This window comes from Anaerococcus obesiensis ph10 (genome assembly GCF_000311745.1).
GTDB classification, from domain to species: Bacteria; Bacillota; Clostridia; order Tissierellales; family Peptoniphilaceae; genus Anaerococcus; species Anaerococcus vaginalis.
In genome coordinates this window covers 1,087,488-1,113,154 of record NZ_HE978531.1, presented here as the reverse complement: position 1 = coordinate 1,113,154, position 25,667 = coordinate 1,087,488, and the positions used below count along the sequence as shown (strand labels likewise).

The window sequence follows — 25,667 nt, the reverse complement described above, 5'->3', positions numbered from 1 at the left end:
TCCTACTAAAGAATACAATTTTTTAAGGTGATAAAATGAAATCTCAAATGTTAAAAGGAGTTATCGAAGGGGTAATTCTAAAAATAATCAAAGACAAAGAAACTTATGGATATGAGATTGTAGAAACCCTAAGACTTAACGGTTTTTATAATATGACCGAATCTACAGTCTATCCTATTTTGCAAAGATTATCGAAAAAAGGTCTTATATTTTCTTCAAAAGAAAAATCAAAAGTTGGACCAAAAAGAAAATATTATTATATAACAGCAAAAGGCGAAGAATATTTATTAGGATTTATAGAAGATTTCCTAGAATTAGAAGAAAATGTAAGAAATATTTTAGGAGTTAAAAATGATAATGAGAGTAGATAAAATGATTGGAAACGCCAATCTTGATACTAGAAAAAATATAAAGAAAAATGCAAAAAAAGGCGGGCTTGTAATAAACGGAGAAATTATAAAAGATTCATCAGTAAAAGTTGATCCAAATATTGACGAAGTAATCTATATGGGAGAGCTTGTAGATTATTTTGAAAATATTTATATAATGATGAACAAAAGAGAAGGATTAATTTGCCAATCAAACGAACTTGATGGAACTGTAATGAGTGACTTGGATGAATTTTATTTAAATTTAGATTTGGCAATAGCGGGTCGTCTTGATAAAGATACAACAGGACTTTTGTTAATGTCAACCGATGGAAAATTTATCCACAGAGTAATAAGTCCAAATTCAAATATTTGGAAAAAATACGAAGTAGAAACATCAAAAAAAATCGAACCTGCCCTAGTAGAAATTTTTAAAGAAGGCGTATATATAAAAGAAGATGATTATTATGCAAGAAGTGCAAAGCTTGAAATAATTGAAGATAAAAAAGCCTACGTTTACGTAACAGAAGGAAAATTTCATTTAGTAAAAAGATTATTTTCAAATAACGATAACGAAGTAGTAAAATTAAAAAGACTTGCAATAGGAAAATTGCAATTAGATAAGACCTTAAATCCAGGAGATTACAGAGAACTTACACAAGAAGAAAAAGAATTATTTACAAAAGAACAATAAAGATGGATTATTTCCATCTTTTTTATTTGAAAAATTTAAAATTTAAAATGATTTCAAGATTTTATTTTAAAAAATAATAATTAAAAAATAAAAAAATCTTTGAATTTACAATGATAAGAGAAAAATTTAAAAAATAAAAAATATTAGATGAAATTGTTTGCATTTATAAATTTTATGTGCTACAATGAGGGTGTAATAAATATATTTGGAGAAGCGAGCACTTATTTTTTATAAGGCTCGCTTTGTGTATTTGGAGGAAAAATGATTGATATAGTGGATTTGCTTTTTGATAATCCTTGTATTATGGCAATAAAAGATAATACGGATTTGAAAGAATGTATTAAAGATGATTACAAGAATAATAAAATAGTTTTTGTTCTTTATGGAAATATTGAAAATATAACCAATATTGTTGAAAAATTAAAAGACCATGATAAGATTGTTTTTGTTCATGAAGACCTTATTGAGGGACTTTCTTCATCATCTCTATCTTCATCATTTATCAAAAAATACACAAATGCCGATGGAATTATTACAACAAGAAGTCAAAATGCGGCTTATGCAAGAAGAATAGGACTTTTATCCATACTAAGATTTTTTGTACTTGATTCCTTGTCCTATAAAAATGTAAAAGAAACTTTAAAAAAAGCAAATTGTGATCTTGTTGAAATACTTCCTGGTATTATGCCAAAAATACTAGATGATATAGAAAAAAGAACATCTATCCCAATTATTGCTGGAGGGCTTATTAGAGATAAAAAAGATGTTTTTGATGCCCTAAATTCAAAGGCGATTGCTGTATCATCATCAAATTATAATGTTTGGAAAATGTAAAAGGAGTTTGTATGACAAAGTATATTATGGCGTTGGATGCTGGAACCACAAGTAACAGAGCAATTATTTTTAACAAAAAAGGCGAAATAATGTCTGTTGCTCAAAAAGAATTTACTCAATTTTTCCCACACCCTGGTTGGGTTGAACATGATGCTACAGAAATTTGGTCTACTCAACTTGGAGTTTGTACTGAAGCGATTGCAAAATTAGGAATTGAATCAAAAGATATTGAAGCTATAGGAATTACAAACCAAAGAGAAACAACAATAGTTTGGGAAAAAGCTACGGGCAAACCAGTTTATAATGCAATCGTTTGGCAATGTAGAAGAACAGCTGATATGGCTGACAAATTAGTAGAAGATGGTTACAGAGAAACAATTCAAAATAAAACCGGACTTGTAGTTGATCCATATTTTTCAGCAACAAAAATTAGATGGATTTTAGACCATATCGAAAATGGACAAGAAAGAGCAGAAAACGGAGAGCTTTTATTTGGTACTGTTGATACATGGTTAATTTATAATTTAACTCGTGGAAAAGTTCACGTAACAGATTATACAAATGCTTCAAGAACTATGATATTTAATATTCATACTCTTGAATGGGATGATGAACTTCTAGAGATTTTAAATATTCCAAAATGTATGCTCCCAGAAGTTAAACCATCAAGCTATGTTTATGGAAATACTTTTGCTGGATATTTTGATGGCGAAATTCCTATAGCAGGAATCGCAGGTGACCAACAAGCAGCTTTGTTTGGACAAACATGCTTTAACAAAGGGGATGCAAAAAATACTTATGGAACAGGTGCATTCTTACTTATGAATACTGGAGAAGAAGCTGTAAAATCTGATAACGGACTTGTAACAACAATTGCTTGGGGACTTGAAGAAGGAAAAGTAAATTATGCTCTTGAAGGTTCAATCTTTGTTGCAGGTTCTGCAATTCAATGGTTAAGAGATCAATTAAGAATTGTTGATGCAGCTGATGATACAGAATATATGGCTACAAAAGTTGATGATACAAATGGTTGTTATGTAGTTCCAGCTTTCACAGGACTTGGTGCTCCATATTGGGATGCTTATGCAAGAGGAGCAATCGTAGGAATTACAAGAGGAACTAGCAAATACCATATTGTAAGAGCAACTCTTGAGTCCCTTGCATATTTAACAAATGATGTTCTAACAGCTATGGCAAAAGATTCTGGTGCGCCACTTAAAGAATTAAAAGTTGATGGTGGAGCAAGTGCAAATAATTTCTTAATGCAATTCCAATCTGATATGATTCAAACAAAAGTTGAAAGACCAGAAACTCTTGAAACAACAGCTCTAGGTGCTTGCTACTTGGCAGGACTTGCTGTAGGATTCTATCAAGATCTTGAAGAAATTAAAGAAAACAGACTTGTTGATAGAGAATTTACACCAGAAATTTCTGTTGAAGAAAGAGATAAAAAAGATAGAAACTGGCAAAGAGCTATGCAAAGAGCCTTTGGTTGGGCAAATCATTACGAAGAATAATTTTACAAAGATTATATAATGTAATATAATAAAATTAACAATAAAATAAGACGATGAGAAAGCGAGTTAAAGTAGGCCCTACTTTAACTTGCTTTTTTTCATTTAAATTTATTTGAAAGGAAGAAATATGTTTGATGCAATAATTATAGGAGCAGGAGTAACGGGTACTTCTATTGCCTACCAACTATCAAAGAAAAAAGGAAAATTTCTAGTTTTAGAAAAAAATGAAGATGTATGCACAGAAACCTCAAAAGCAAATTCAGCAATTTGCCATGGTGGTTATGATGCAGAGCCTGGAACAATGAAGGCAAAAATGAATGTAAGAGGAAATCACATGATGGAAGATGAAGCCAAAAAATTATCTTTCCCTTACAAAAAAATTGGAACTTTTGTTCTTTGTCACAGCGAAGAAGATATGCCAAAATTGCAAGCTCTTTATGATCAAGGAATTGAAAATGGCGTTTCTGGAATGGAAATTTTAAACAGAGAAGAAGTTTTAAAAATGGAGCCAAATATAACAGATGATGTTGTGGCTGCTTTGTATGCAAAAGAGGCAGGAATTGTTGATCCATTTTTGATGAACATTGCCTTTGCAGAAGTTTCTAATATTAATGGAGTTTCCTATAAATTTTACGAAAAAGTTATAAAAACTGAAAAGAAAGACGGATATTGGGAAGTTTCTACTGAAAATAATACATATCAAACTAAGGCAGTTATAAATGCTGCTGGAGTATATTCAGATGAAATCCACAATGCTGTTTCAGATGAAAAATTTGAAATAAAAGCAAGACGTGGAGAATATTTACTTTTGGATAAGGATACAAAAGGCTTTGTAAATCACGTTATGTTTAATCTTCCTACTGAAAAAGGTAAGGGAATTTTGGTATCTCCAACAATCGATAACAACACTCTTGTAGGACCAACTTCAGATTTTATTGATGATAAACATGATAGACGTTCAACAAGAGAACACATTGAAGAAGTTATAGAAAAATCAAATCACACTGTAAAAAATGTTCCTGTAAGAATGGTTATAACATCTTTTTCTGGAAACAGAGCTCATGAAGTAGGTGGAGATTTTATTTTAAAAGAAAGTCTTGATGGATTTTTTGACTGTGTAGGAATTGAATCCCCTGGTCTTACATCAGCTCCAGCTATTGGGGAATATATGGCAAATCTTGTAAGCGAAAAATTAAATCTAGAAGAAAATAAAGATTTTACTTATGATAGAAAACCTACTCCAAAAACTAGCGAATTAAGTCTTGAAGAACACGACGAATTAATCAAAAAAGACAAGAGATATGGAAAAATCATTTGTAGGTGTGAATCTATAACAGAAGGTGAAATTGTAGATGCAATCAATCGTCCTCTTGGGGCAAGAACTGTTGATGGAATCAAAAGAAGGGTAAGAGCTACAGCAGGAAGATGCCAAGGAGGATTCTGTTTGCCAAGAGTTATGGAAATACTTGCAAGAGAATTGGGCGAAGACTATGACGATGTAGTAAAAAATGGAAAAGATTCTTACTACATAAAAGGACATGTAAAGTAAGGAGCATTTAAATGAAAAATTATGATTTAGTAATAATAGGTGGAGGTCCTGCAGGACTTGGAGCTGCTGCTCGTGCCTATGATGAAGGAATTGAAAATATACTTATAGTTGAAAGAGATGAAATGCTTGGTGGGATTTTAAACCAATGTATCCACAATGGTTTTGGTTTACACAGATTTAATGAAGAACTTACAGGTCCAGAATATGCTCAAAGATTTATTGATGAAGTTGAAAAAAGAAATATTGATGTTTTATTAAATACAATTGTAATAGATTTTGCAAATGATAAAACTATAACTTTGATGAATGAAGAAAATGGAATGTTTACTTTAAAACCAAAGGCAGTTATTCTTGCTATGGGTTGTAGGGAAAGACCAAGAGGAGCGTTAAATATTCCAGGAAGTAGACCGGCAGGAGTATTTTCAGCAGGAACAGCCCAAAGAATGATAAATCTTGAAGGCTATATGCCAGGAAAAAAAGTAGTTATTTTGGGTTCTGGTGATATTGGTTTAATTATGGCAAGAAGAATGACCTTAGAAGGAGCAGATGTTCAATGTGTTGCTGAAATTATGCCTTTTTCTGGAGGATTAAAAAGAAATATTGTTCAATGTTTAGACGATTTTGATATTCCACTTTATTTTAATACAACAATTTCATCAATCGAAGGAGATGAAAGAGTTACAGGTTGTACCCTTTCACAAGTAGATGAAAATATGAAAGTAATTCCTGGAACAGAAAAACACTTTGACTGCGATACAATTTTACTTTCAGTAGGACTTTTGCCAGAAAACGAACTTACCAAAGAAGCAAAAATTGAAATTGATCCAAAAACTAAGGGAGCAGTAGTCTCAGACAGGTTAATGACAAATGTTGATGGAGTATTTGCAGCAGGAAATGTTCTTCATGTTCACGATTTGGTAGATTATGTAACAGAAGAAAGTGAACTTGCAGCCAAAAACGCAGCAGATTATATTAAAGATAATTTCCAAAAATCTCAAAAAGAGCCAATATATTTAAAGGCAGGAGATGGAATTTCTTATACACTTCCACAATATATAAATCCAGATACCATGCAAGATGAAGCTATAATTAGGTTTAGGGTAAACAATGTTTATCAAAATAGAATTTTAAAAATGTTTGTCGACGGCAAAGAAGTAACAAAGAAAAGAAAATTAGTTTATGCTCCAGGAGAGATGGAAAATTTAATTTTAAAGAAAAAAGATATAGATGAAAATGCAAAAGAAATAGAAATTAAATTGGAGGAAATATGAAAAAGGATTTAACTTGTATAAATTGTCCTCTAGGCTGCCTTGTGACAGTAACAATGGATGAAGAAGGAAATATAAGCGATATTACAGGAAATACCTGTAAAAGAGGGGAAGTTTACGCTAGAAACGAAGTAAAAAATCCAGTAAGAGTTGTTACATCAACTGTAAAACTTGATGGTGGAAAAGAATATTCAGTTTCAGTAAAAACTGCCGATGCAATTCCAAAAAATAAAATGAAAGAAGCTATGGTAGAAATAAATAAGGCAAGTATCAAAGCTCCGGTCCATGTTGGAGATATTGTTATAGAAAATATAGCAGATACAGGAATTTCCTTAATAGCTACAGCAAATAGAAAATAAAATTAAATTAAAATTGCATTAACTAATAAAAGTGATGAAAATAGAATTTTCTATTCTCATCACTTTTCTTTTACTTAAATTTTTTATTTAATTTTTCTATATCAGCCTTTATTGAAAAATATATTAATGTCCAAATAATCAAGTAAATAATGATAAAAAATACTAAAGAAATAACAGCAGATTGTATATTTGGTAGCCATTTTAGATAAAATCCTACTATTATAAAATATATGGCTAAAACTGAAAAATGTAAAAGACTTGCCTTTAACAAATTATCTTCTCTTATTATCTTATCTCCGATAAAAGATACTATTCCAAAACCACCGTATAAGATTATCTCAATAATTCTTGCTTTTAAAAGAGAGTCTTGTCCATTTAAAAATTCTGGAACTCCCAAAGTGATTTCTCCTATAGCAAGGGAGATAAATATTTCTATGATACTTCCAATTCCAACTCCTATCAAAAATGATTTTAATAAATTTTTTAAATCTTCCATAATTTCCTCCTAAAATCCTAAGGCTTTTTTAAATTCTTTTAAATATCTTCTAGAAACATAGGAAATGCTTCCATTTTTAAATTCCACTGCTATTGTTCCTTTAAAAGAAAGGTCTAGTTTTTTTACATAATCAAGATTTATAATTTCATATCTTGATATTTTTATAAATTTATTTTTGTTTAGCCTTTCATAAAGTTCATAAAGTCTGATTCTAGATTTATACTCACCGTTTTTGCTTTCAATAAATACATTTTTATCCTTAGTTATGCACCTAATAATTTCTTCATATTCCAAAAGATAAATTTCATCATCTTTAAAAACAACAAGTTTATCAATATTGGTAGTTTCAAGACTTCTTTTTATATTTTCAATATCTTCGTTATATGAAGGAGCATAAATTTTTACAAGACTTTCATCTAAACTTTCATCAATTATTAATTCGACTTTCATTAAATCCTCCCTGTGTTTATATAATACATAAAAATTTTTGCCTTGACTACAATATTTGGATAAGCGGTCATTAAATTTATATAAGCGGTTTTTATCGAAAAATTTGAAGAAAATAAGTGTAGAATAAATAAATATTAAAATAATATTTAGAACCTAGTTTTTATAAGAAAAAATTAAAATAAATTAATTTTTTTGGAAAAATATTTCAACTTTTCGTTTTTTGAAATCGGCGAAAAGTATTGATAAATCTTAATTTATAACGTTATCACATTAATAATTTACTGTGCTTGCAATTTATCTTGATAAAGTATATAATTAGATAAAACAAGGAGGAAATATGATTAAGTACATAATAAAGAGAATTTTACAAGCGATAGCAGTTTTGCTTTTGGTAACTTGTATTACTTTTTTTCTCATGAAGCTCGTGCCTGGTTCACCTTTTGCAAGTGAAAAATCTCAATCGCCTGAGGTGCTAGAGGCTTTAAATAAAAAATATGGATTAGACCAACCTTATTCTGTGCAACTAAAAAGATTTATTGTAAATGCTCTTCACGGAGAATTTGGCGTATCTTTAAAAATGCAAAAAAACAGACCAGTTATCGATATTATAAAAGAAATGCTTCCAACAAGTGTAAAACTTGGACTTATCGCACTTTTGTGGGCGACTTTGGTGGGAGTTCCTTTAGGTGCTCTCGCAGCTTATCACAGAGGCGAAAAGTTGGATTCATTTTTGAGGGTTTTGACAACCATAGGAATTTCCGCTCCTGGCTTTGTAGTAGCAACTCTCCTACTTTTATTTTTTGGTGTAAAATTAAAAATTTTTCCAACAATGGGACTTAACACTGTTGGCTCTTATTTTATGCCATGTTTTTCTTTAGGATTTTATCCTATGTGCTACATAGCAAGGTTGTCAAGATCATCAATGCTTGATGCAATTGGTCAAGATTACATTAGAACTGCAAGAGCAAAGGGAGTTTCTGAAGGAAAAATTTTATTTAAACACGCCCTAAAAAATGCTTTTATTCCAGTTTTAACTTATCTTGGACCACTTACTGCTGGAATTATTACAGGATCTATGGTAGTTGAATCAGTTTTTTCTGTTCAAGGACTTGGTAGATATTTTATTAACTCAGTTTTAAATAGAGATTATCCAATAATAATGGCGACAACACTTTTTTTTGCCTTTATGGTAATTGTTATGAATATGGTTGTTGATATTTTATACAGATTTATAGATCCAAGAATAGACTTAACTAAAGGAGATTAGTATGGAAGATTTATTTAGTTTAAATTCAAAATTAAAATTAGAGGAATATGAATTTTCATCTGATGATTTTGAGCTTGCATCTGAAAGCTCAAAAGAAAATTTCATGACAAAAACTCCTCCAACTTCCTATCTTCAAGATGCCTTACGAAGGCTAAAAGAAAATAAAGTAGCTATGGTTTCTATTGGATTTTTGATAATTGTTTGTATCTTTGCTTTTATCGGACCATTTTTGGTAAAAGGAGATTACACAACTCAATACAGAGGCGATGAAAATTTATTTCCTTGTCTTAGGTATCCTTTTGGAACTGATAAATTAGGAAGAGATTTGATGGTTCGTACAATGTATGGAACTAGAGTTTCACTTATAGTTGGAATTTTTGCATCATTTATTGTTTTGATAATAGGAACAATTTATGGAGCAATTTCAGGATATTTTGGTGGAAAAGTAGATGCTATAATGATGAGAATTTTGGATTTGATTTATTCAATTCCAGATGTACTTGTAGTAATTTTACTATCAATTGGTATATCACAACCTATGAAATCTTTTGTAAATTCCTCATCATCAGAATTTGCAAAAAAAATTGGTGTCCTAGGACCTGCTCTTATTTCAATATTTATTGCCTTTGGTCTACTTTATTGGGTAGGAATGGCAAGAATTATAAGAGGACAAGTTTTAATGCTAAAAAAACAAGAATTTGTTACAGCAGTTGAAGCTTTGGGTGGTTCTAAAAAAAGAATAATTAGAAGACACTTATTTCCAAATTGTATTGGACAAGTAATAGTTATGACTGCCATGCAAATTCCATCAGCAATATTTCTAGAATCATTTTTATCATTTTTAGGAATAGGAGTTTCAGCACCTATGACATCCCTTGGTGCTTTGGCAGCAGACGCTCTTGGAGGAATTTATTCCTACGCTTATAGATTAATAATTCCTTCTTTACTATTAAGTTTGATGATTTTATCATTGAATTTATTTGCAGACGGACTAAGAGATGCCTTAGATCCAAGGTTGAAAAAATAGGTGGCTTATGGAAAATATAAAAGAAAATAAAAAAGAAGTTTTAAAAATTGAAGATTTAAGCATATCATTTTACACACCTGTTGGAGAAGTTAAGGCAGTTGATTCAATAAGTTATACCCTACACGAAAATGAAATTATGGGAATAGTTGGAGAATCTGGCTCTGGAAAATCTGTAGAAAGCTACGGCATAATGGGACTTTTACAAGAGCCAGGCAAGGTAAAATCAGGAAAAATTCTTTTTAAAGGAGAAAATGTTCTTGATTATGACAAAAATAAAATGAGTGAATTTAGGGGAGCAAAATGCTCTATGATTTTTCAAAATCCAATGACTTGCCTAAATCCAGTTTATACAATTGGAAACCAACTTATGGAAGCTTTGTTGGTACACAAAAAATGCTCAAAAGATGAAGCCTATCAAAAGGCTGTTGATATGCTTGATAGCGTTGGAATTTCCAATCCAAAAAGACGTATGAAACAATATCCTCACGAATTATCAGGAGGAATGAGGCAAAGGGTAATGATTGGAATGGGACTTATTTGCGAACCAGATATTTTGATAGCAGATGAGCCGACAACAGCTCTTGACGTAACAATTCAAGCTCAAATTCTTGAATTAATAAAAGAATTTCAAAATAAATCAAAAATGAGTGTAATTTTTATCACTCACAACCTTGCAGTAGTTGCACAAATTTGCGATACAGTTAGTGTAATGTATGCAGGAAGAATTGTAGAACAAGGAAGTGTAGAAGAAATATTTTACAATCCTAAACATCCTTACACCAAAGGACTTTTAAAATCAATGCCAAGAATTGATTCAAAAGAACAAGTAAGGCTTGAAAGTATAAAAGGAACTCCTGTGGATATGCTAAACCCACCAGAAGGATGTGGATTTTCGACAAGATGTGAACATTGCATGAATATTTGTCTAAAAAAAGAACCACCAATGCTTGAAATGGGAAATGGACACAGATCAAAATGTTTCCTACACATAAAGGAGTCAATAAATGGAAGATAATAAATTATTAATATGTGAAAATATAGTAAAACATTTTGAAGTTCAATCTTCCTTTAATAAAGTAAGCAAAGTTCATGCAGTAGATAATGTATCCTTTTTTATAAGAAAAGGAGAAACACTTGGGATTGTAGGAGAATCTGGTTGTGGAAAAACAACACTTGGAAGAACAATTTTAAGATTACACGAACCTACAAGTGGAAAAATAATTTATGATGGAGAGGCAATTTTTGATAGCGAAAAAAATATTCGCCCAGAAATGTATAAATTAAGAAGAAAAATGCAAATAATTTTTCAAGATCCATCAGCATCTCTTGATCCAAGAATGACAGTTCAAGAAATTGTTGGAGAGGCTTTAGACATTCACGGCCTATACAAAAAAAATAGGCAAGAAAGAATAAATGAACTTTTAAGAACAGTAGGATTAAACGAAGAACATTCAAACAGGTATCCTCACGAATTTTCAGGAGGACAACAACAAAGGATAGGAATTGCAAGAGCACTTGCAGTTGAGCCAGAATTTATTGTTTGCGATGAGCCAATTTCAGCCTTGGATGTTTCTATTCAAGCACAAATTGTAAATATGCTTGAAGATATGCAAAATGAAATGGGTCTTACATATTTATTTATAGCTCACGACCTGTCAGTTGTAAAACATATTTCAGATAGGATTGGAGTAATGTATTTGGGAAAAATGGTTGAACTTGTTGATGCCGAAAGACTTTATGAAAACCCATTACATCCTTACACCCAATCCCTACTCACAGCTATACCAGTTCCAGATCCCAAACTTACTAGATCGTTAAAAAGAATAAAGCTAGAAGGAGAAGTTCCATCGGCGATTAATCCGCCAAAAGGTTGTAGGTTTCATGAAAGATGTCCGTATGCGACAGAAATTTGTAAGAAGGAAGAGCCGGAGTTTAGAGAAGTAGAAGAAGGACACTATGTAAGTTGTCACAATTTAGGAGGTAATAAAAATGAAAATGAAGGCTAAATTATTAGTAGGCTTGTTGAGTTTATCAATGCTGTTTACAGGATGTGGAGGAAATAATTCTAAAAGCAATGATAGTAGCAATTCTAATGTTGCAACAAACGAAGAAGAAGGCAAAAAAGATGGAGTATTGGATATAAATATTGCATCAGAACCTGAAACTATAGATCCACAACTAAATACAGCATCAGATGGATCAATAATGATCTCTCACATGTTTGAATCTCTATTAAGATGGGATGATGATGGAAAAGGAAATGCTGTTTTAAAACCAGGTATTGCTGAAAAATGGGATGTTTCAGAAGATGGACTAAAATGGACCTTTAAATTAAGAGATGCAAAATGGTCAGATGGAAAACCAGTAACAGCAAATGACTTTGTTTATGCTTGGAACAGACTTGTAGATCCAAAAACAGGAGCAGACTATGAATATATGCTTGATATGGTAAAAGGATATGAAGATAAAAAACTTGATATCTCTGCTCCAGATGATAAAACTTTTGTAGTAAATTTAAATGTAAAATGTCCATACTTTGAAGAAATTTGTGCTTTTCCTGCAGTTATGCCAGTTAGAAAGGATATTGTAGAAAAAAGTGAAACTTGGACAAACTCTCCTGATACATTAGTATCAAATGGACCATTTAAATTAGAAAAATGGGATCACAATCAAACTTTAACAATGGTTAAAAACCCAGAATATTATGATGCAAAATCAGTTAAGGCTGAAAAATTATCTTTCCATTTACAAGATGATCAAAACGCAATCTATGCTGCTTATAGATCAGGAGATTTGGATTTTGTAAACTCAGCTCCACAAGAAGAAATTAAAAAACTTCTAGATACAAAAGAATTAAAAACTCTTCCATACGTAGGAACATATTTTGTATGTTTCAATACAGAAAAGAAACCATTTGACGATCCAAAAGTAAGAAAAGCATTCTCACTTGCAATTGATAGAAACTTTATAGTTGATCAAGTTACAGGAAGAGGAGAAAAAGCTGCTAGCGGTTTTGTACCAGCAGGAGTTTATGATGCAGATGGAGCTAAAGGCGATGACTTTAGAACAGTTGGTGGAGATTATTATTCAATAAAATCTGACGAATATGAAAAAAATATTAAAGAAGCCAAAAAACTTATGGAAGAAGCTGGATTTAAAGACGGCAAGGGCTTCCCACAAATTGATTATCTATACAATACAGATGATAACCACAAGGCTATAGCAGAAGCTTTACAAAATATGTGGCAAGAAAATCTAGGCGTTCAAGTTAATCTTCAAAACCAAGATTGGAATGTATTCTTAAAAGAAAGAAAAGAAGGAAACTACAATATAGCAAGACACGGATGGATTGCTGACTACAACGATCCAATGAGCTTTATCGATATGTGGTTAACAGGCGGTGGAAATAACGACGCTCAATATAAAAATGAAGAATTTGATAAATATGTAAAAGCAGCTAAAGCAACATCAGACCAAAAAGAAAGAATGGAAAACATGCACAAGGCTGAAGACATATTAATAAAAGATGATTCAGTAGTAGCTCCAATTTATTTCTATGTAAATCCATACATGATGAAACCAAATATCAAAGGAATGTACTACACACCACTTGGATATTTCTTCTTTAAATCAGCAACAGGATTCTAGAAAAAAATATAGTAAGTAGGGAAAATTTTATAAAATAAGTAAAATTTTTAAATCAATTCTTTAAATAGAAATTTAAGAATTTATAAAAAGTCTATGGGTTTTTACTCATAGATTTTTTTTGTGATTTTTTAATGTTTTAAGCTTTATTGGTAAAAAATAAAAAAATTATAGAAATAGTTGATTAATATTAAAAAAAAATTATATAATAAGAAAAACAATTTATTATTTTAGATTAATCAATTAAAAGGATCTTGTATGACTTTTATTCAAATAAAAAATGTAAAAAAATATTATAAGCTTGGTTCAAATATTATAAAAGCTTTAGATGGAATTGATTTAACAATTGATAAGGGCGAATTTATTGCTTTGCTTGGAACTTCTGGATCTGGCAAATCGACTTTGTTAAATATTCTTGCAGGTCTTGAAAGACCTTCTTTTGGAGATGTTTTATACAAAAATATTTCTTTAAATTCTTTGAGTGAGGAAGATATAACTAGATTTAGAAACTTGAATATTGGTTTTGTTTTTCAATCATATAATCTTATGCCTTATCTTACGGCTATAGAAAATGTGGCTTTGCCTTTAATTTTTAAAGGCGAAAGCAAAAAAGAAAGAGAAGAGAAAGCCTACCAAATTTTAAAAGACATGGGACTTTCTAAAAGAGTTTACAATAAACCAAACGAGCTTTCTGGTGGACAACAACAAAGAGTTTCCATTGCTCGTGCTTTTGTGGGAAATCCAAATATTATTTTTGCTGATGAGCCTACGGGAAATCTTGATACAAAAACTTCTTTTGAAATTATGGAATTGATAAAATCAATTGTTAGAAAAAATAATCAAACCCTTATTATGGTAACGCATGATGAGGAAATGACAGAATTTGCTGATAGAACCCTTTTTATGAGAGATGGACTTATAGAAAAAATACATGAAAAATTAAGTATAGATGAGGTATTAAAAAATGGAAAATAATCAAGTTGAAAACACTACAAATTTTAATAAACAAGATGATTCTGCAAGTGAGCAAGCTCAAATAAGAAATAAACCAAAATTAATTATTTCTTCATATAAAATCCAACCAAAAATGGTTGAAGCTGGAAAAGATTTTGATATAATTTTGACTTTGTATAATACGAATGCACAAAATGCTATATTTAATTTGAAAGTTTCTCTTGACCAAACATCTTCAACTGAACAAGTTTCTGGAAATAATCAAGCAGGTTCGGAAACTGCTTATGGGAATGAGGGATCCGTTTTTACACCAGTTGAAAGGTCAAATACTTTTTATAGGTCTGCAATTTATCCTTGGAATTATTCAACAGAAACTATAAAAATGAATGTTTTGCCTAATACAAAAGCTGGCAATTATCAAATGAGCGTTAATTTTGAATATGAAGATTATCTTGGCAATCAATATCAAACTACAGAAAGTATAGGAATACCTGTTGTAGCAACTGCAGCAATAAGTACAAGTGACATAAATATAGATGAACTATTTGTTGGAGAAGATACAAATGTTTCGATGAATATTTACAATACTGGCAAGGATAATTTGACAAATTTTATGTGCAAAGTCGAAGGAGAAGGCTTTGATGTAGATGAAAATAGTCATTTTATTGGAAATTTTGCACAAGGAGCGAGCGAATCTTTTTCTTTTAATATGAATCCTAAAAAAGAAGGTCCTTTAAAGGGAAAAATAATTTTAACTTATGAAGATTCCAAGGGAGAAGTGCACAAGGAAGAAAAAACTTTTAAAAAACAAGTTCAAATGTCCCAAAATGAAAATGTGGATGAAAATGGCAATCCAATAGAATCTACCGAACAAGTAGAACAAGATTTTAATATGGCACCTGTTATAGGAATCGGCTCTATTTTTCTAATAGTTTTATTGATTTATTTTATAAGAAAAAGGAGTAAAAAGAAAAAAATAAGGAATTAGATTTAGATGAAAATTAAAGATAGGATAGATATTGCCTTTAGAAATCTTTTGAGAAGAAAATCTAGAACTATTCTTACCATACTTTCAGTTTTGATTGGAACAGTGTCAATAATAATGATGATTTCCTTGAGTTTGGCGATGGCAAAACAACAAAGAGATATGGTTGAATCTTTTGGAGGATTGGAAAATATAGAAATAAGTTCTGACAAAGCACAAACTTCTATAAATCAAAGTAGCATAGGCAAGTTTAAAAAAATAAAACATGTAAAATATGTAATTCCTCATAAGGATTTATATACAGAAATTTTTTTGAAAAAGAATAAAGATACAAAACTTGAAGCAAATAATGGAATAAGCCTTATACCTGATAAGGTCTTTGCTCAAATAAAATCTGACATGTTAGATTCAGGATCAAATTTAAATCCATCAGATGAAATGTCTATGATTTTGGGTTCAGACTATCACTTATATAAGATGAAAAAACAAGGTGAATCCTTTGAACAAGAAGATGTTGAAGGCCTAAATATTTTAAAAGAAAAATTTATTCTAAGATTAGGTTATGAAGATATGGAAAATAATCCCACAGACGAAGAAGGAAATTCCAAGCCAACTTTTGCAGATCTTGAAATAAAAGTTAAGGGGATAATGAATGAATCAAGTTTTTTAGAAAAAAGTAGAATGTATATAAATGAAAAAACTTACAAAACTTTGCAAAAAGAAGATAAAAAATTGCAAAGCCCAAGCCTTGATGATATGAGCGAAAATGGCGGGAAAAAATCAAATTATTTGTACGAAAATATTACCCTTGTATGCGATGAATATGAAAATGTAAAAGCAGTAGAAGATGAAGTAAAGTCGATGGGTTATCAAACATCATCATCAATAGATATGATAGAAGAGATAAATAAATCCACAAAAACAATAATGCTCATACTTGCAGGAATAGGTTCAATCGCCTTTATTGTAGCAGCGATAGGAATAATAAATACAATGCTTATGAGCATATACGAAAGGCAAAAAGAAATTGGTCTTATGAAAGTAATTGGCGCAAGCGTTTCAGATATAAAGACTATGTTTTTATTAGAATCAGGATTTATAGGATTTTTTGGAGGGCTTGTAGGCTTACTTATTTCTTATTTGTTAGGATTTATAGCAAATAAATTTTTGCTAGCAGGATTCGCCCAAGCCATGGATACAGCTTTGGAATTTAATATCCCAATTTGGCTAGGAGTTATGGCAGTGATTTTTTCATCATTTATAGGAATTCTAGCAGGCTATCTACCAGCAATAAGAGCAACAAAATTATCAGCAATAGAAACATTAAGAAGCAATTAAAAAACCACAGGCATGAAGCCTGTGGATAAGATTGTAAACAAAATAGAAATTTCGCCTACTTCGACCGAACGTAGTGAGCGGAGAAATCTCATGAGATCTCTCCACACTAAAACCAATTTGCTTTGCAAATTTTCCCTTGATTTCACACTAGTTTTAGGGATAAATATGCCAAATCAAGGCATATTTATCAGGTCGAGATGGGTTGTAGCGTAATTTTTTTAATAATTAATAATGAATTACTAAACTACTTTATCTACGTTCTAACCACAGGCGTATAGCCTGTGGTTTTTTTATTATTCTTCTAAATTTTTTTCTTCTAATTCTTTTATGAAATTATTAATATCTTTTTTATTTATTCTAGAAATTCCAGAATGTTCGCTGTCGAATTTTCTGTTTAAAATTTTTTCTCCTGTTTCGTCTTCCATAACTTCTAGAACTCTTTGCCTACAGAAATTTCCTTGGCAAAATCCCATTCCACTTCTTGTACGTCTTTTTATTGCGTCAAATGTCAGACAAGGGATACCCCTGTTCATTGCATCTCTTATTGTTTTTTCGCTAACTTGTTCACATCTGCATACAAGTCTTTCGGGATTTCCAAGTGGCAAATCAATTTTATCTTTTACCTTATTAAAATCTTCAAGCTCTTTGTATTCTATAATAGGTTTTCTATAAGGATTGTAGGAAGGATATTCTTCCAATTTTAAATTTAAATCTATTAAAATATTTTCAACAATTTTGGCAACTTCTGGAGAAGAAGTTATACCTGGAGATTGGATTCCTACAACATTTATAAAACCAGAAGTTTTGGTATTTTCTATTATAAAATCTCCCGTTGATGAAGCAGGTCTAAGTCCTGCAAAGGAGCGGATAAATTTTTTCAAATCTATTACATTATCTTTTACAGATTTTAATCCAAGCTTGTAAATTTCTGCAAGCCTTTCAATGTGTGTTCCAAGATCGATTTCTTCTTCATCAATGGCATCAGGGCCCAAAAGAAGATTGTTGTGGTAGGTTCTTGTTACAAGAATTCCTTTTGATTTTTTAGATGGCGTTTGGAATAAAACTTGTTTTATTTTCTCGCCAGTTCCTTTTTGCATAAGTAAATATTCGCCACTTCTTGGATGGATTGTAAAATTAGTTTCTGTAATCATACTTGAAATTTTTGCTCCATTTAATCCAGAAGCATTAATTACAAATTTTCCTTCATAAGTATTGTCATCAGAAGTTTTTACTTTAAAAATATCCTCTTCTTTTTTTATATCAACAACTTCACTTTGAAGTTTTAATTCAGCGCCATTTTCTATGGCATTTTCTACAAGGGCAATAACGTATTCGTATGGAGAACAAACACCAGCTCCTTTGCAATAAAGAGCAGATATTGCATCATCGGATACATTAGGTTCTATTTGTCTAAGCTTTTCTTGATTAATTATTTCAATATCATCAAGATTATTTTCAAGACCCATTTTGTAGAGTTTATTAAGTTCTTTTTCATCATCTTCATCAAAAGCTAAAACCAAAGATCCGTTTTCCAAAAATCCAAAGTTTAGCTCTTGGTTTAACTTATTAAATTCCACTCTTCCCTTGTAACAAATTCTTCCTCTTAGCTCATCATGGCTTTCAGCATAACCACCATGAACTATGGCAGAATTTGCCTTGCTAGCTCCCATGGACACATCAATTTCTTTTTCTAAAATTAAAATATTTAATTTATACCTAGAAAGTCTTCTTGCAATTGATGCACCAGTTACACCAGCACCGATTATTATTACATCATACATTTTATTCTTCTCTTTTCTTAAAATTATAAAAAACTAAAATATAAAATTAAAAACTGGAACTGCTAAGATACCACCAATTATTGGTCCAACAACAGGAATCCATGAATATCCCCAGTTTGGATCTACTTTGTTTTTGAAAGGTAATACTGCATAAGCAATTCTTGGTCCCAAATCTCTTGCAGGATTAATTGCATAACCTGTTAGTCCACCTAAACTCATACCAATTGAAACGATAAGACCAAATACATATAATTTGTCAACGCCACCCATTCCAGCGCCAGCAACATTACCAAATCCTAAAATAGCAAATACTAAAACAAAAGTTCCAATAATTTCTGATAATAGGTTTCTAAAAGTGTTTGGTATAGTTGGAGCTGTGCAGAAAGTTGCTCTAACTGTTAATGGATCATCGCTTGTTGCGTCATAATGATCTTTAAATAAAATATAAACTAAAATAGCTCCGCAAAAAGCTCCAAGCATTTGTCCAATTATATAAGAAGGAACTGTATTCCATTCGATTCCACCGTTAAATGCAAGAGCAATTGATAGGGCTGGATTAAAATGAGCACCTGTTAATGCACCAAAAATACAAGCTGGAATCATAACTGCAAGACCCCAAGCAAATGTAATTTGAACAGGACCTGCACCTTTTTGTCCACTCTTATTCAATAGAACGTTTGCAACAACTCCATCTCCTAATAAAATAAGTAACATTGTTCCAAAAAATTCACCTAGTATTATGTCTCTCATAATAACCTCCTGTTTTATTACTAAATATAAAAAAAGCAACAAAAATAATGGGATAAATTTGTTGCAAAGTCTCTTTCATATTTAGTTGTGAAAATGTTTACACCAATATTATAGCACATATATTTTTATAATACAAATATTTATTTTATTTTTAAATTTACAAGGAAAAAAATTTAATTTATAATTAAATTATAAGAAAATAAAGGAGTAAAAATGGACAAAAATACAATAATAACTTATATAAAAGAATTATGCACAAGACCATCACCAACTGGTTTTACAAAAAAATGCGAAAAATATTTGATGGAAGAATTTAAAAATTTAGGATACAAGCCTTACCAAAACAACAAGGGAAATGTAATTGTTCCAATTTATGTAGATGAAAAAAATAAAGACGATGGACTTTTATTATCAGCTCATATCGACACGCTTGGTCTTATGGTAAGAAGTATAAAAGAAAATGGAGGAATTCAAGTTACAACTCTTGGTGGCTTTCCATTAAATTATGCAGAATTTGAAAATGTAAAAATTTTTACAAGAGATGGAAAAGAATTTGAAGGAGTTTTTAGATTAAATGAGCCTTCAGTTCATGGATCAGATACACCAAAAATTTCAAAAAGAAATTTTGATGAAATGGAAGTTGTTATCGATGAGCTTGTTGAAAGCGATGAGGATGTAAAAAAACTTGGAATAAATCCTGGAGATTTTATTGCCCTTGATTCAAGATTTAGATATTCAAATGGCTTTGTAAAATCACGTCATCTTGATGATAAGGCATCAAGTGGAGTTTTGCTTGCACTTGCAAAAGAAATTAAAGAAGAAAATTTAAAATTTGATAGAAATATTTATATGATGTTTACAACTTATGAAGAAGTAGGACACGGAGCAAGTTCGGGCCATCCATCTGGAATAAAAGATATGATTGCGGTAGATATGGGAGTTGTTTTCGATGATTTAAAAACAAATGATAGATTGGTTTCAATTTGTGCAAAAGATTCATCAGGTCCTTACAATTTTGATTTAACAAATGATTTGATAAATACATCCAAAAAAATTGGAATTGATTTTGCAATTGATATTTATCCATTTTATGGCTCAGATGCATCTGCTGCTATGAGCTCATTTTATGATTATAGGCACGCCCTTGTAGGCTGTGGAATTTCAGCATCTCATGGCTATGAAAGATGTCACGAAAATGCCTTGATGAATTTGTTTGATTTATTAAAAACTTATATATTAAAATGAAAAATAATTTTATTATTGTAAAATAGCTAGACAGAAAGATAAATTTCATATAAAATAGTATTACACAAAAAAACAATTTCTTAATTTAAGGGGGAGAGATGAAAATTAAAAAAATTATGGCTGGAGCTCTAACTCTAGCACTTTCACTAAGCATTACAGCTTGTGGATCAAAAAAAGATTCTGATAACGGTTCAATGGCTTCTACAGCCTCTAATGCAAATGGAGCAAAAGTATCAGCTACAATGGTAACTGACCAAGGTGGAATAAATGATAAATCATTTAACCAATCTGCTTATGAAGGATTAAAAGCTTACGAAAAAGATGGAAAAATTAAATTTGATTATATTGAATCACACAAAGATTCTGATTACCAACCAAACCTTGAATCAGCTCTTGATAGTGAATCAGATTTGATTTTTACAGTAGGATATGCTCTTTATGATGCAACAAGCAAGGCTGCAAAAGACAATCCAGATCAAAATTACGCAATAATCGACAACGCAAATCCTGATAAAATTGAAAATCTTTTAGGAATAACATTTGCAGATAATGAAAACTCATTTTTAGTTGGATATATTGCAGGAATGAAAACAGAATCTAACAATGTTGGATTTGTAGGTGGAATGGAATCAGCAGTAATCGATAGATTTGAATATGGATTTAGAGCTGGTGTAAAACAAGCAGCAAAAGAAAAAGGAAAAGACATAGAAGTTCAAGTTCAATACGCAAATTCTTATGCTGACCAAGCAAAAGGAAAAAATATTGCTAACCAAATGTATCAAAAAGGTGCAGATGTAATCTTCCACGCAGCTGGTGGTACAGGAATTGGAGTATTTGAAGCAGCAAAAGAAAATAATAAATACGTAATCGGCGTTGACCGTGACCAAAAAGAAGAAGCTCCAGATAATATTTTGGCTTCAACAGTTAAAGGCGTAGGAAAAGCTGTTCAATTAACACTTGATGATTACAAAGATGGAAAATTCAAAGGTGGAGAAACAAGAGCATTCTCACTTAAAGATGGAGATGCTTTGGATATAGCTTATGGAGATAATGACCTAGTAGACCAAGAAGTTAAAGATAAGGTTGAAGATTTAAGAAATCAAATCGTTGATGGAAAAATTAAAGTTCCACAAAACGAAGAAGAATTTAAATCAATGGGTTACGACAAATAAGTAAAAATCTACTTAGAAAAATAAGTAATTAAAAGAGTAGGAAGAAAAACTACTCTTTTTTTTACAAAAATATTTAGAAAATTCTAAATTAATAGTGAGGTATTATGGATAAGTATTTAAATGAAAGCCCAGTTGTTTCATTGAAAAATATTCATAAAAGCTTTGGCGACAAGAAAGTTTTAAAAGGCGTAGATTTTGACCTTCACAAATGTGAAGTACACGCTCTGCTTGGAGAAAATGGAGCTGGTAAAACTACTCTTATGAATATTTTATATGGAATGTTTCCTCAAACTGAAGGAAACATTTACATAAAAGGCGAAGAAATTATAAATAATTCACCAAAAAAAGCAATTAGCATGGGCATAGGAATGGTTCACCAACATTTTATGCTGATAGAACCATTTACAGTTACAGAAAATATAATATTAGGTTATGAAGGAAAAAATTCTTTCATTGATAGAGCTAAGGCAAAAAAAGAAGTTGTTAAATTAAGCCAAGAATATGGACTTATTATAGATCCGGACAGCAAAGTTGCGGATATATCTGTTGGACAACAACAAAGAGTTGAAATTTTAAAAGCTTTATATCATGGAGCAGATATTTTGATTTTTGATGAGCCAACAGCAGTTTTAACTCCTCAAGAAATAAATGAATTTATAGAAATAGTTGAAAAATTAACTGAACTTGGAAAATCAGTTATAATAATTACCCACAAATTAAAAGAAATTAAAGCTATGGCAGATACTTGTACCATAATTAGAAGGGGAGAATACATCGACAAAGTTAATGTAAAAGATGTAAGTGAGGCTGATCTTGCTGAAAAAATGGTAGGCCGTGATGTAAGCTTTAATGTAAAAAAAGAAAAAATTGACCTTGGAGAAGAAATATTTAAGATAGAAGATCTTTGGGTTAAGGACAACAGAAAAGTTGACAAGGTAAAAGGCTTAAATCTTTCGATAAGAAAAGGAGAAATTCTAGGAATTGCAGGAGTTGATGGAAACGGTCAAACAGAATTAATAGATGCAATTTCTGGAATGAGAAAAGCTCAAAAAGGCAAAGTTATTTTAAAAGGAGAAGATATTACAAATAAAGCTCCTAGAAATATAATTGACCTTGGCATGAACCAAATTCCAGAAGATAGACAAAAAAGAGGTCTGGTTTTAGAATATCCAATTAAAGATAATTTGATTTTGGAGAATATAGATAAAGACTTTTCAAAAAATGGAATTTTGGATTTCAAAAAAATAGAAGAAAATGCAAACAATTTGATTGATAAATTTGATATAAGACCAAATGATATAAACGAAAAAGCAGGAAGTCTTTCAGGCGGAAACCAACAAAAAGTAATTATCGCAAGAGAGATTACAAATGATCCGGATTTATTAATAGCTGCTCAACCAACAAGAGGACTTGACGTTGGAGCAATAGAATTTATCCATCAATATTTAGTAGAGCTTAGAAATCAAGGCAAGGCAGTTTTATTAATAAGTTTTCAATTAGATGAAGTAATGGATTTATCTGATAGAATTTGCGTAATTTATGATGGACAAATTGTAGGAGAGCTTGATCCAAAAGAAACTGATGAATACGAAGTAGGAAGATTAATGGCAGGAGGAGATCATGAATAAGAAAGCAAAAACAAAAAGAAAAAATTCTTTTTCAAATTCAAAATTATTATTTACTCTTGTATCAATAATCTTGGGACTTTTGGTAGGAGCTATAGTTCTTTCTCTTACAGGTTATAATCCAATAGAAGCTTATGGAAAATTAATAGAAGGAATTTTTAAATCCCCAAGAAATATCGGCTGGGCTCTTGTAAATTCAACTCCAATTATTCTTACAGGTCTCGGTGTATGTTTTGCTTTTCAAACAGGACTTTTTAATATGGGAGCAGAGGGACAATTTATAATTGGTTCAACTGTAGGATTTTTGATGGGCTACTTACTAAAACTTCCACCAGTAATCCATGTTATTGTTACAATAATTGTTGCACTTTTGGCAGGATTTTTGTATGGAGGACTTGCAGGATTTATAAAAGCAAAATTTGGAATTCACGAAGTAATTTCTACTATAATGCTTAACTGGGTAGCATTTTATTTTCAAAATTTTATAGTTTATCGCTATCAAAAACCAAATTCTATGGGAACATTTGATATAAATGATTCAGCAAAAGTTACTCTAGTTACAAACGCTAGCCAAAAATTTGATGGATTTTTTGGAAAATTTTTTAGAGCACCAATTCATTTAGGAATAATTCTTGCTATTGTTAGCGTAATTATTATTTGGTTTATTCTTGAAAAAACAAGTCTTGGTTATAAATTAAAAGCCGTAGGATTAAACAGAGAAGCAAGTGAGTACGGTGGAATTGATGCAAATAAAAAAATAATCCAATCAATGGCAATTTCTGGATGTTTGTGTTCGCTTGCAGGCGTAACTCAAGTAATGGGTTACACTTATTCACTTCCTTTATTATCAGCTATGGAAAATTTTGGATTTGATGGACTTGCAGTTTCACTTTTGGCATCTAACAATCCAATAGGATGTATTTTCTCAGGATTATTTTTGGGATCATTAAAATACGCAGGAAGTAATTTACAAAGAACAATGGGAGTTCCTAGTGAATTAATTTCTATAATTATAGGAACAATAATTTTATTTACAGCTATTCCTTTAATATTTAGAATTATAAAAGCAAAAGTAAACAAAAAGAAAAATAGAAAGGCGGGAAATAATGCTTAATTTGACAGTTTTAGGATTAATAATTGGAAATACACTTTCAAATGCTACACCAGTATTATTGACTGGCCTTGGTGGAATGATTTCAGAAAAATCTGGAGTAGTAAATATTGGACTTGAAGGAATGATGACAATAGGTGCTTTAGTAGCAGCGACAGTAGGATATTATGTAGGAAATCCATGGTTAGGATTTTTGGCGGGCGGTCTTGCTGGAATGTTTTTTGGACTAATCCATGCACTTGTTTCAGTTACATTTGCAGGAGATCAAACAATTTCAGGTATTGCTATAAATACATTAGCGCCAGGTTTGGCTTTGTTTTTAGCAAGATTATTTTTTGATGGCGCAACTCAAACACCATCAATTGCTTTGGAAAATAAAATTCCTAGATTATTTGACGGTTTGATTACAAATCAAGCCTTAAAAAATATATTTTCTCAATATGCAACAGTTTATATTGCTTTAATATCTGTAATTTTGCTTTATGTATTTTTATATAAAACAAAATGGGGACTAAGGTTAATTGCAGTTGGGGAGCATCCAAAAGCAGCTGAAACTTTAGATATTTCAGTAGGAAAAATTAGGTATCTTGCAGTAATGTTTTCAGGATTTATGGGAGGACTTGGAGGAGCTTCTATGTCACTTGCAGTAGTAAGTGTATTTTCTCCAACCTTAATTGCAGGCCAAGGATACATTGCACTCGTTTGTGTAATATTTGGAAATTGGAAACCACAAGGAGTTTTGATAGGTTCATTATTTTTTGGATTAACCCAAGCTATAGCAACTTATTTAACAGGAACAACCATAAGCCTTCCAATGGAATTTATTTCAATGATTCCATACATTTCAATTTTGATTTTCTTAATTTTATTTAATAAAAAATCAAATGCACCAAAAGCAAGTGGTAAGCCATATTTGACAGAAGATATTTAAAAATAACAGAATATAAAAATAACCCATATCGATCGCAAAATCAAAAGAGAACTCATAGATAGATTTAATAAATGAGATCTCTCCACAAGGTCGAGATGGGTTATTTTTTTTATTATTAATTACTGAAGAAAAAGTAGAATGTTTCTTAAATTTTATTTTAAAAATTTATGTAAATCAAAAAAGATAAAATTTAAAAACTTTAGCAATAAAATAAAATGAACTGTAACCCATCTCGACCGGGTAAATGTGCCTTGATTTGCCATATTTACCCCTAAAACAAAGTGTGGTAGAACTGGAGAGT

The 25,667-nt window shown here is 30.8% G+C and carries 24 protein-coding genes; 20 read left to right on the top strand and 4 right to left on the bottom strand.

The window, feature by feature from the left end:
* The first annotated feature begins 35 nt into the window (after positions 1-35).
* From HGAG_RS05675 to HGAG_RS05645, 7 genes are all read left to right on the top strand, one after another.
* Positions 36-371 (top strand): PadR family transcriptional regulator, encoded by a 336-nt coding sequence (locus tag HGAG_RS05675; protein WP_004838007.1) that lies wholly within the window; start codon positions 36-38, stop codon positions 369-371.
* Positions 352-1,062, top strand: a complete 711-nt coding sequence (locus HGAG_RS05670; protein ID WP_019118272.1) for a pseudouridine synthase — start codon at positions 352-354, stop codon at positions 1,060-1,062. Before HGAG_RS05675 ends, HGAG_RS05670 begins: the two co-directional genes overlap by 20 nt.
* A gap of 261 nt (positions 1,063-1,323) precedes the next feature.
* A complete protein-coding gene (locus HGAG_RS05665) occupies positions 1,324-1,896 on the top strand; it encodes a glycerol-3-phosphate responsive antiterminator (protein WP_004838009.1) in 573 nt (190 codons plus the stop codon).
* An 11-nt stretch (positions 1,897-1,907) separates the two neighbouring features.
* On the top strand, positions 1,908-3,413 hold the full coding sequence (glpK, locus tag HGAG_RS05660; protein ID WP_019118271.1) for a glycerol kinase GlpK: 1,506 nt from the start codon (positions 1,908-1,910) through the stop codon (positions 3,411-3,413).
* Positions 3,414-3,540: 127 nt separating this feature from the next.
* The gene (locus HGAG_RS05655; RefSeq protein WP_019118270.1) at positions 3,541-4,962 is read left to right on the top strand and encodes an NAD(P)/FAD-dependent oxidoreductase; all 1,422 of its coding nucleotides are present in this window, start codon (positions 3,541-3,543) and stop codon (positions 4,960-4,962) included.
* Positions 4,963-4,973: 11 nt separating this feature from the next.
* The gene (locus HGAG_RS05650; protein WP_019118269.1) at positions 4,974-6,233 is read left to right on the top strand and encodes an NAD(P)/FAD-dependent oxidoreductase; all 1,260 of its coding nucleotides are present in this window, start codon (positions 4,974-4,976) and stop codon (positions 6,231-6,233) included.
* Positions 6,230-6,589, top strand: a complete 360-nt coding sequence (locus HGAG_RS05645; RefSeq protein WP_019118268.1) for a DUF1667 domain-containing protein — start codon at positions 6,230-6,232, stop codon at positions 6,587-6,589. Before HGAG_RS05650 ends, HGAG_RS05645 begins: the two co-directional genes overlap by 4 nt.
* A gap of 70 nt (positions 6,590-6,659) precedes the next feature.
* Here the strand turns inward: HGAG_RS05645 and HGAG_RS05640 are convergent, their stop codons facing one another.
* Both HGAG_RS05640 and HGAG_RS05635 read right to left on the bottom strand, forming a co-directional pair.
* Positions 6,660-7,085, bottom strand: coding sequence for a DUF3021 domain-containing protein (locus HGAG_RS05640; RefSeq protein WP_019118267.1), 426 nt, complete (start codon positions 7,083-7,085; stop codon positions 6,660-6,662).
* 9 nt (positions 7,086-7,094) lie between these two features.
* Positions 7,095-7,535 (bottom strand): LytTR family DNA-binding domain-containing protein, encoded by a 441-nt coding sequence (locus tag HGAG_RS05635; RefSeq protein ID WP_019118266.1) that lies wholly within the window; start codon positions 7,533-7,535, stop codon positions 7,095-7,097.
* A 337-nt stretch (positions 7,536-7,872) separates the two neighbouring features.
* On the opposite strand from HGAG_RS05635, the gene HGAG_RS05630 reads away from it, so the two are divergent.
* From HGAG_RS05630 to HGAG_RS05595, 8 genes are all read left to right on the top strand, one after another.
* Entirely contained in the window at positions 7,873-8,802 is a 930-nt protein-coding gene (locus HGAG_RS05630; protein WP_019118265.1) for an ABC transporter permease, read from the top strand.
* Between the two features lies 1 nt (position 8,803).
* Positions 8,804-9,829 carry an ABC transporter permease gene (locus HGAG_RS05625; RefSeq protein WP_019118264.1) on the top strand — a complete coding sequence of 342 codons (1,026 nt, stop codon included), beginning with the start codon at positions 8,804-8,806 and terminating at the stop codon, positions 9,827-9,829.
* A gap of 7 nt (positions 9,830-9,836) precedes the next feature.
* Positions 9,837-10,844: an ABC transporter ATP-binding protein gene (locus HGAG_RS05620; RefSeq protein WP_019118263.1), complete on the top strand. Its 1,008-nt coding sequence runs from the start codon at positions 9,837-9,839 to the stop codon at positions 10,842-10,844.
* Complete coding sequence (locus HGAG_RS05615) at positions 10,834-11,835, top strand: ABC transporter ATP-binding protein (RefSeq protein WP_019118262.1); 1,002 nt, start codon at positions 10,834-10,836, stop codon at positions 11,833-11,835. The genes HGAG_RS05620 and HGAG_RS05615 overlap by 11 nt, the downstream gene beginning before the upstream one ends.
* Positions 11,819-13,477: a peptide ABC transporter substrate-binding protein gene (locus HGAG_RS05610; protein WP_019118261.1), complete on the top strand. Its 1,659-nt coding sequence runs from the start codon at positions 11,819-11,821 to the stop codon at positions 13,475-13,477. The genes HGAG_RS05615 and HGAG_RS05610 overlap by 17 nt, the downstream gene beginning before the upstream one ends.
* 255 nt (positions 13,478-13,732) lie before the next feature.
* Positions 13,733-14,449: an ABC transporter ATP-binding protein gene (locus tag HGAG_RS05605; RefSeq protein ID WP_019118260.1), complete on the top strand. Its 717-nt coding sequence runs from the start codon at positions 13,733-13,735 to the stop codon at positions 14,447-14,449.
* Positions 14,439-15,416: a COG1361 S-layer family protein gene (locus tag HGAG_RS05600; protein WP_019118259.1), complete on the top strand. Its 978-nt coding sequence runs from the start codon at positions 14,439-14,441 to the stop codon at positions 15,414-15,416. Before HGAG_RS05605 ends, HGAG_RS05600 begins: the two co-directional genes overlap by 11 nt.
* Before the next feature lie 6 nt (positions 15,417-15,422).
* A complete protein-coding gene (locus HGAG_RS05595) occupies positions 15,423-16,751 on the top strand; it encodes an ABC transporter permease (protein ID WP_019118258.1) in 1,329 nt (442 codons plus the stop codon).
* 293 nt (positions 16,752-17,044) lie between these two features.
* Here HGAG_RS05595 and HGAG_RS05590 read toward each other — a convergent pair whose 3' ends face one another.
* Both HGAG_RS05590 and HGAG_RS05585 read right to left on the bottom strand, forming a co-directional pair.
* Positions 17,045-18,532: an NAD(P)/FAD-dependent oxidoreductase gene (locus HGAG_RS05590; protein ID WP_019118257.1), complete on the bottom strand. Its 1,488-nt coding sequence runs from the start codon at positions 18,530-18,532 to the stop codon at positions 17,045-17,047.
* A gap of 33 nt (positions 18,533-18,565) precedes the next feature.
* On the bottom strand, positions 18,566-19,282 hold the full coding sequence (locus HGAG_RS05585) for an MIP/aquaporin family protein (protein ID WP_019118256.1): 717 nt from the start codon (positions 19,280-19,282) through the stop codon (positions 18,566-18,568).
* A gap of 213 nt (positions 19,283-19,495) precedes the next feature.
* Between HGAG_RS05585 and HGAG_RS05580 the strand changes: the two genes are divergently transcribed.
* The 5 genes from HGAG_RS05580 to HGAG_RS05560 all read left to right on the top strand — a co-directional run bounded on the left by HGAG_RS05580 (position 19,496) and on the right by HGAG_RS05560 (position 25,366).
* Complete coding sequence (locus tag HGAG_RS05580) at positions 19,496-20,527, top strand: M42 family metallopeptidase (protein ID WP_019118255.1); 1,032 nt, start codon at positions 19,496-19,498, stop codon at positions 20,525-20,527.
* A gap of 98 nt (positions 20,528-20,625) precedes the next feature.
* Positions 20,626-21,699: a BMP family lipoprotein gene (locus HGAG_RS05575; protein ID WP_019118254.1), complete on the top strand. Its 1,074-nt coding sequence runs from the start codon at positions 20,626-20,628 to the stop codon at positions 21,697-21,699.
* Positions 21,700-21,803: 104 nt separating this feature from the next.
* Positions 21,804-23,327 carry an ABC transporter ATP-binding protein gene (locus HGAG_RS05570; protein ID WP_019118253.1) on the top strand — a complete coding sequence of 508 codons (1,524 nt, stop codon included), beginning with the start codon at positions 21,804-21,806 and terminating at the stop codon, positions 23,325-23,327.
* Positions 23,320-24,438 (top strand): ABC transporter permease, encoded by a 1,119-nt coding sequence (locus tag HGAG_RS05565; protein WP_019118252.1) that lies wholly within the window; start codon positions 23,320-23,322, stop codon positions 24,436-24,438. Before HGAG_RS05570 ends, HGAG_RS05565 begins: the two co-directional genes overlap by 8 nt.
* Entirely contained in the window at positions 24,431-25,366 is a 936-nt protein-coding gene (locus tag HGAG_RS05560; RefSeq protein WP_019118251.1) for an ABC transporter permease, read from the top strand. The genes HGAG_RS05565 and HGAG_RS05560 overlap by 8 nt, the downstream gene beginning before the upstream one ends.
* The last annotated feature ends 301 nt before the right edge of the window (positions 25,367-25,667 follow it).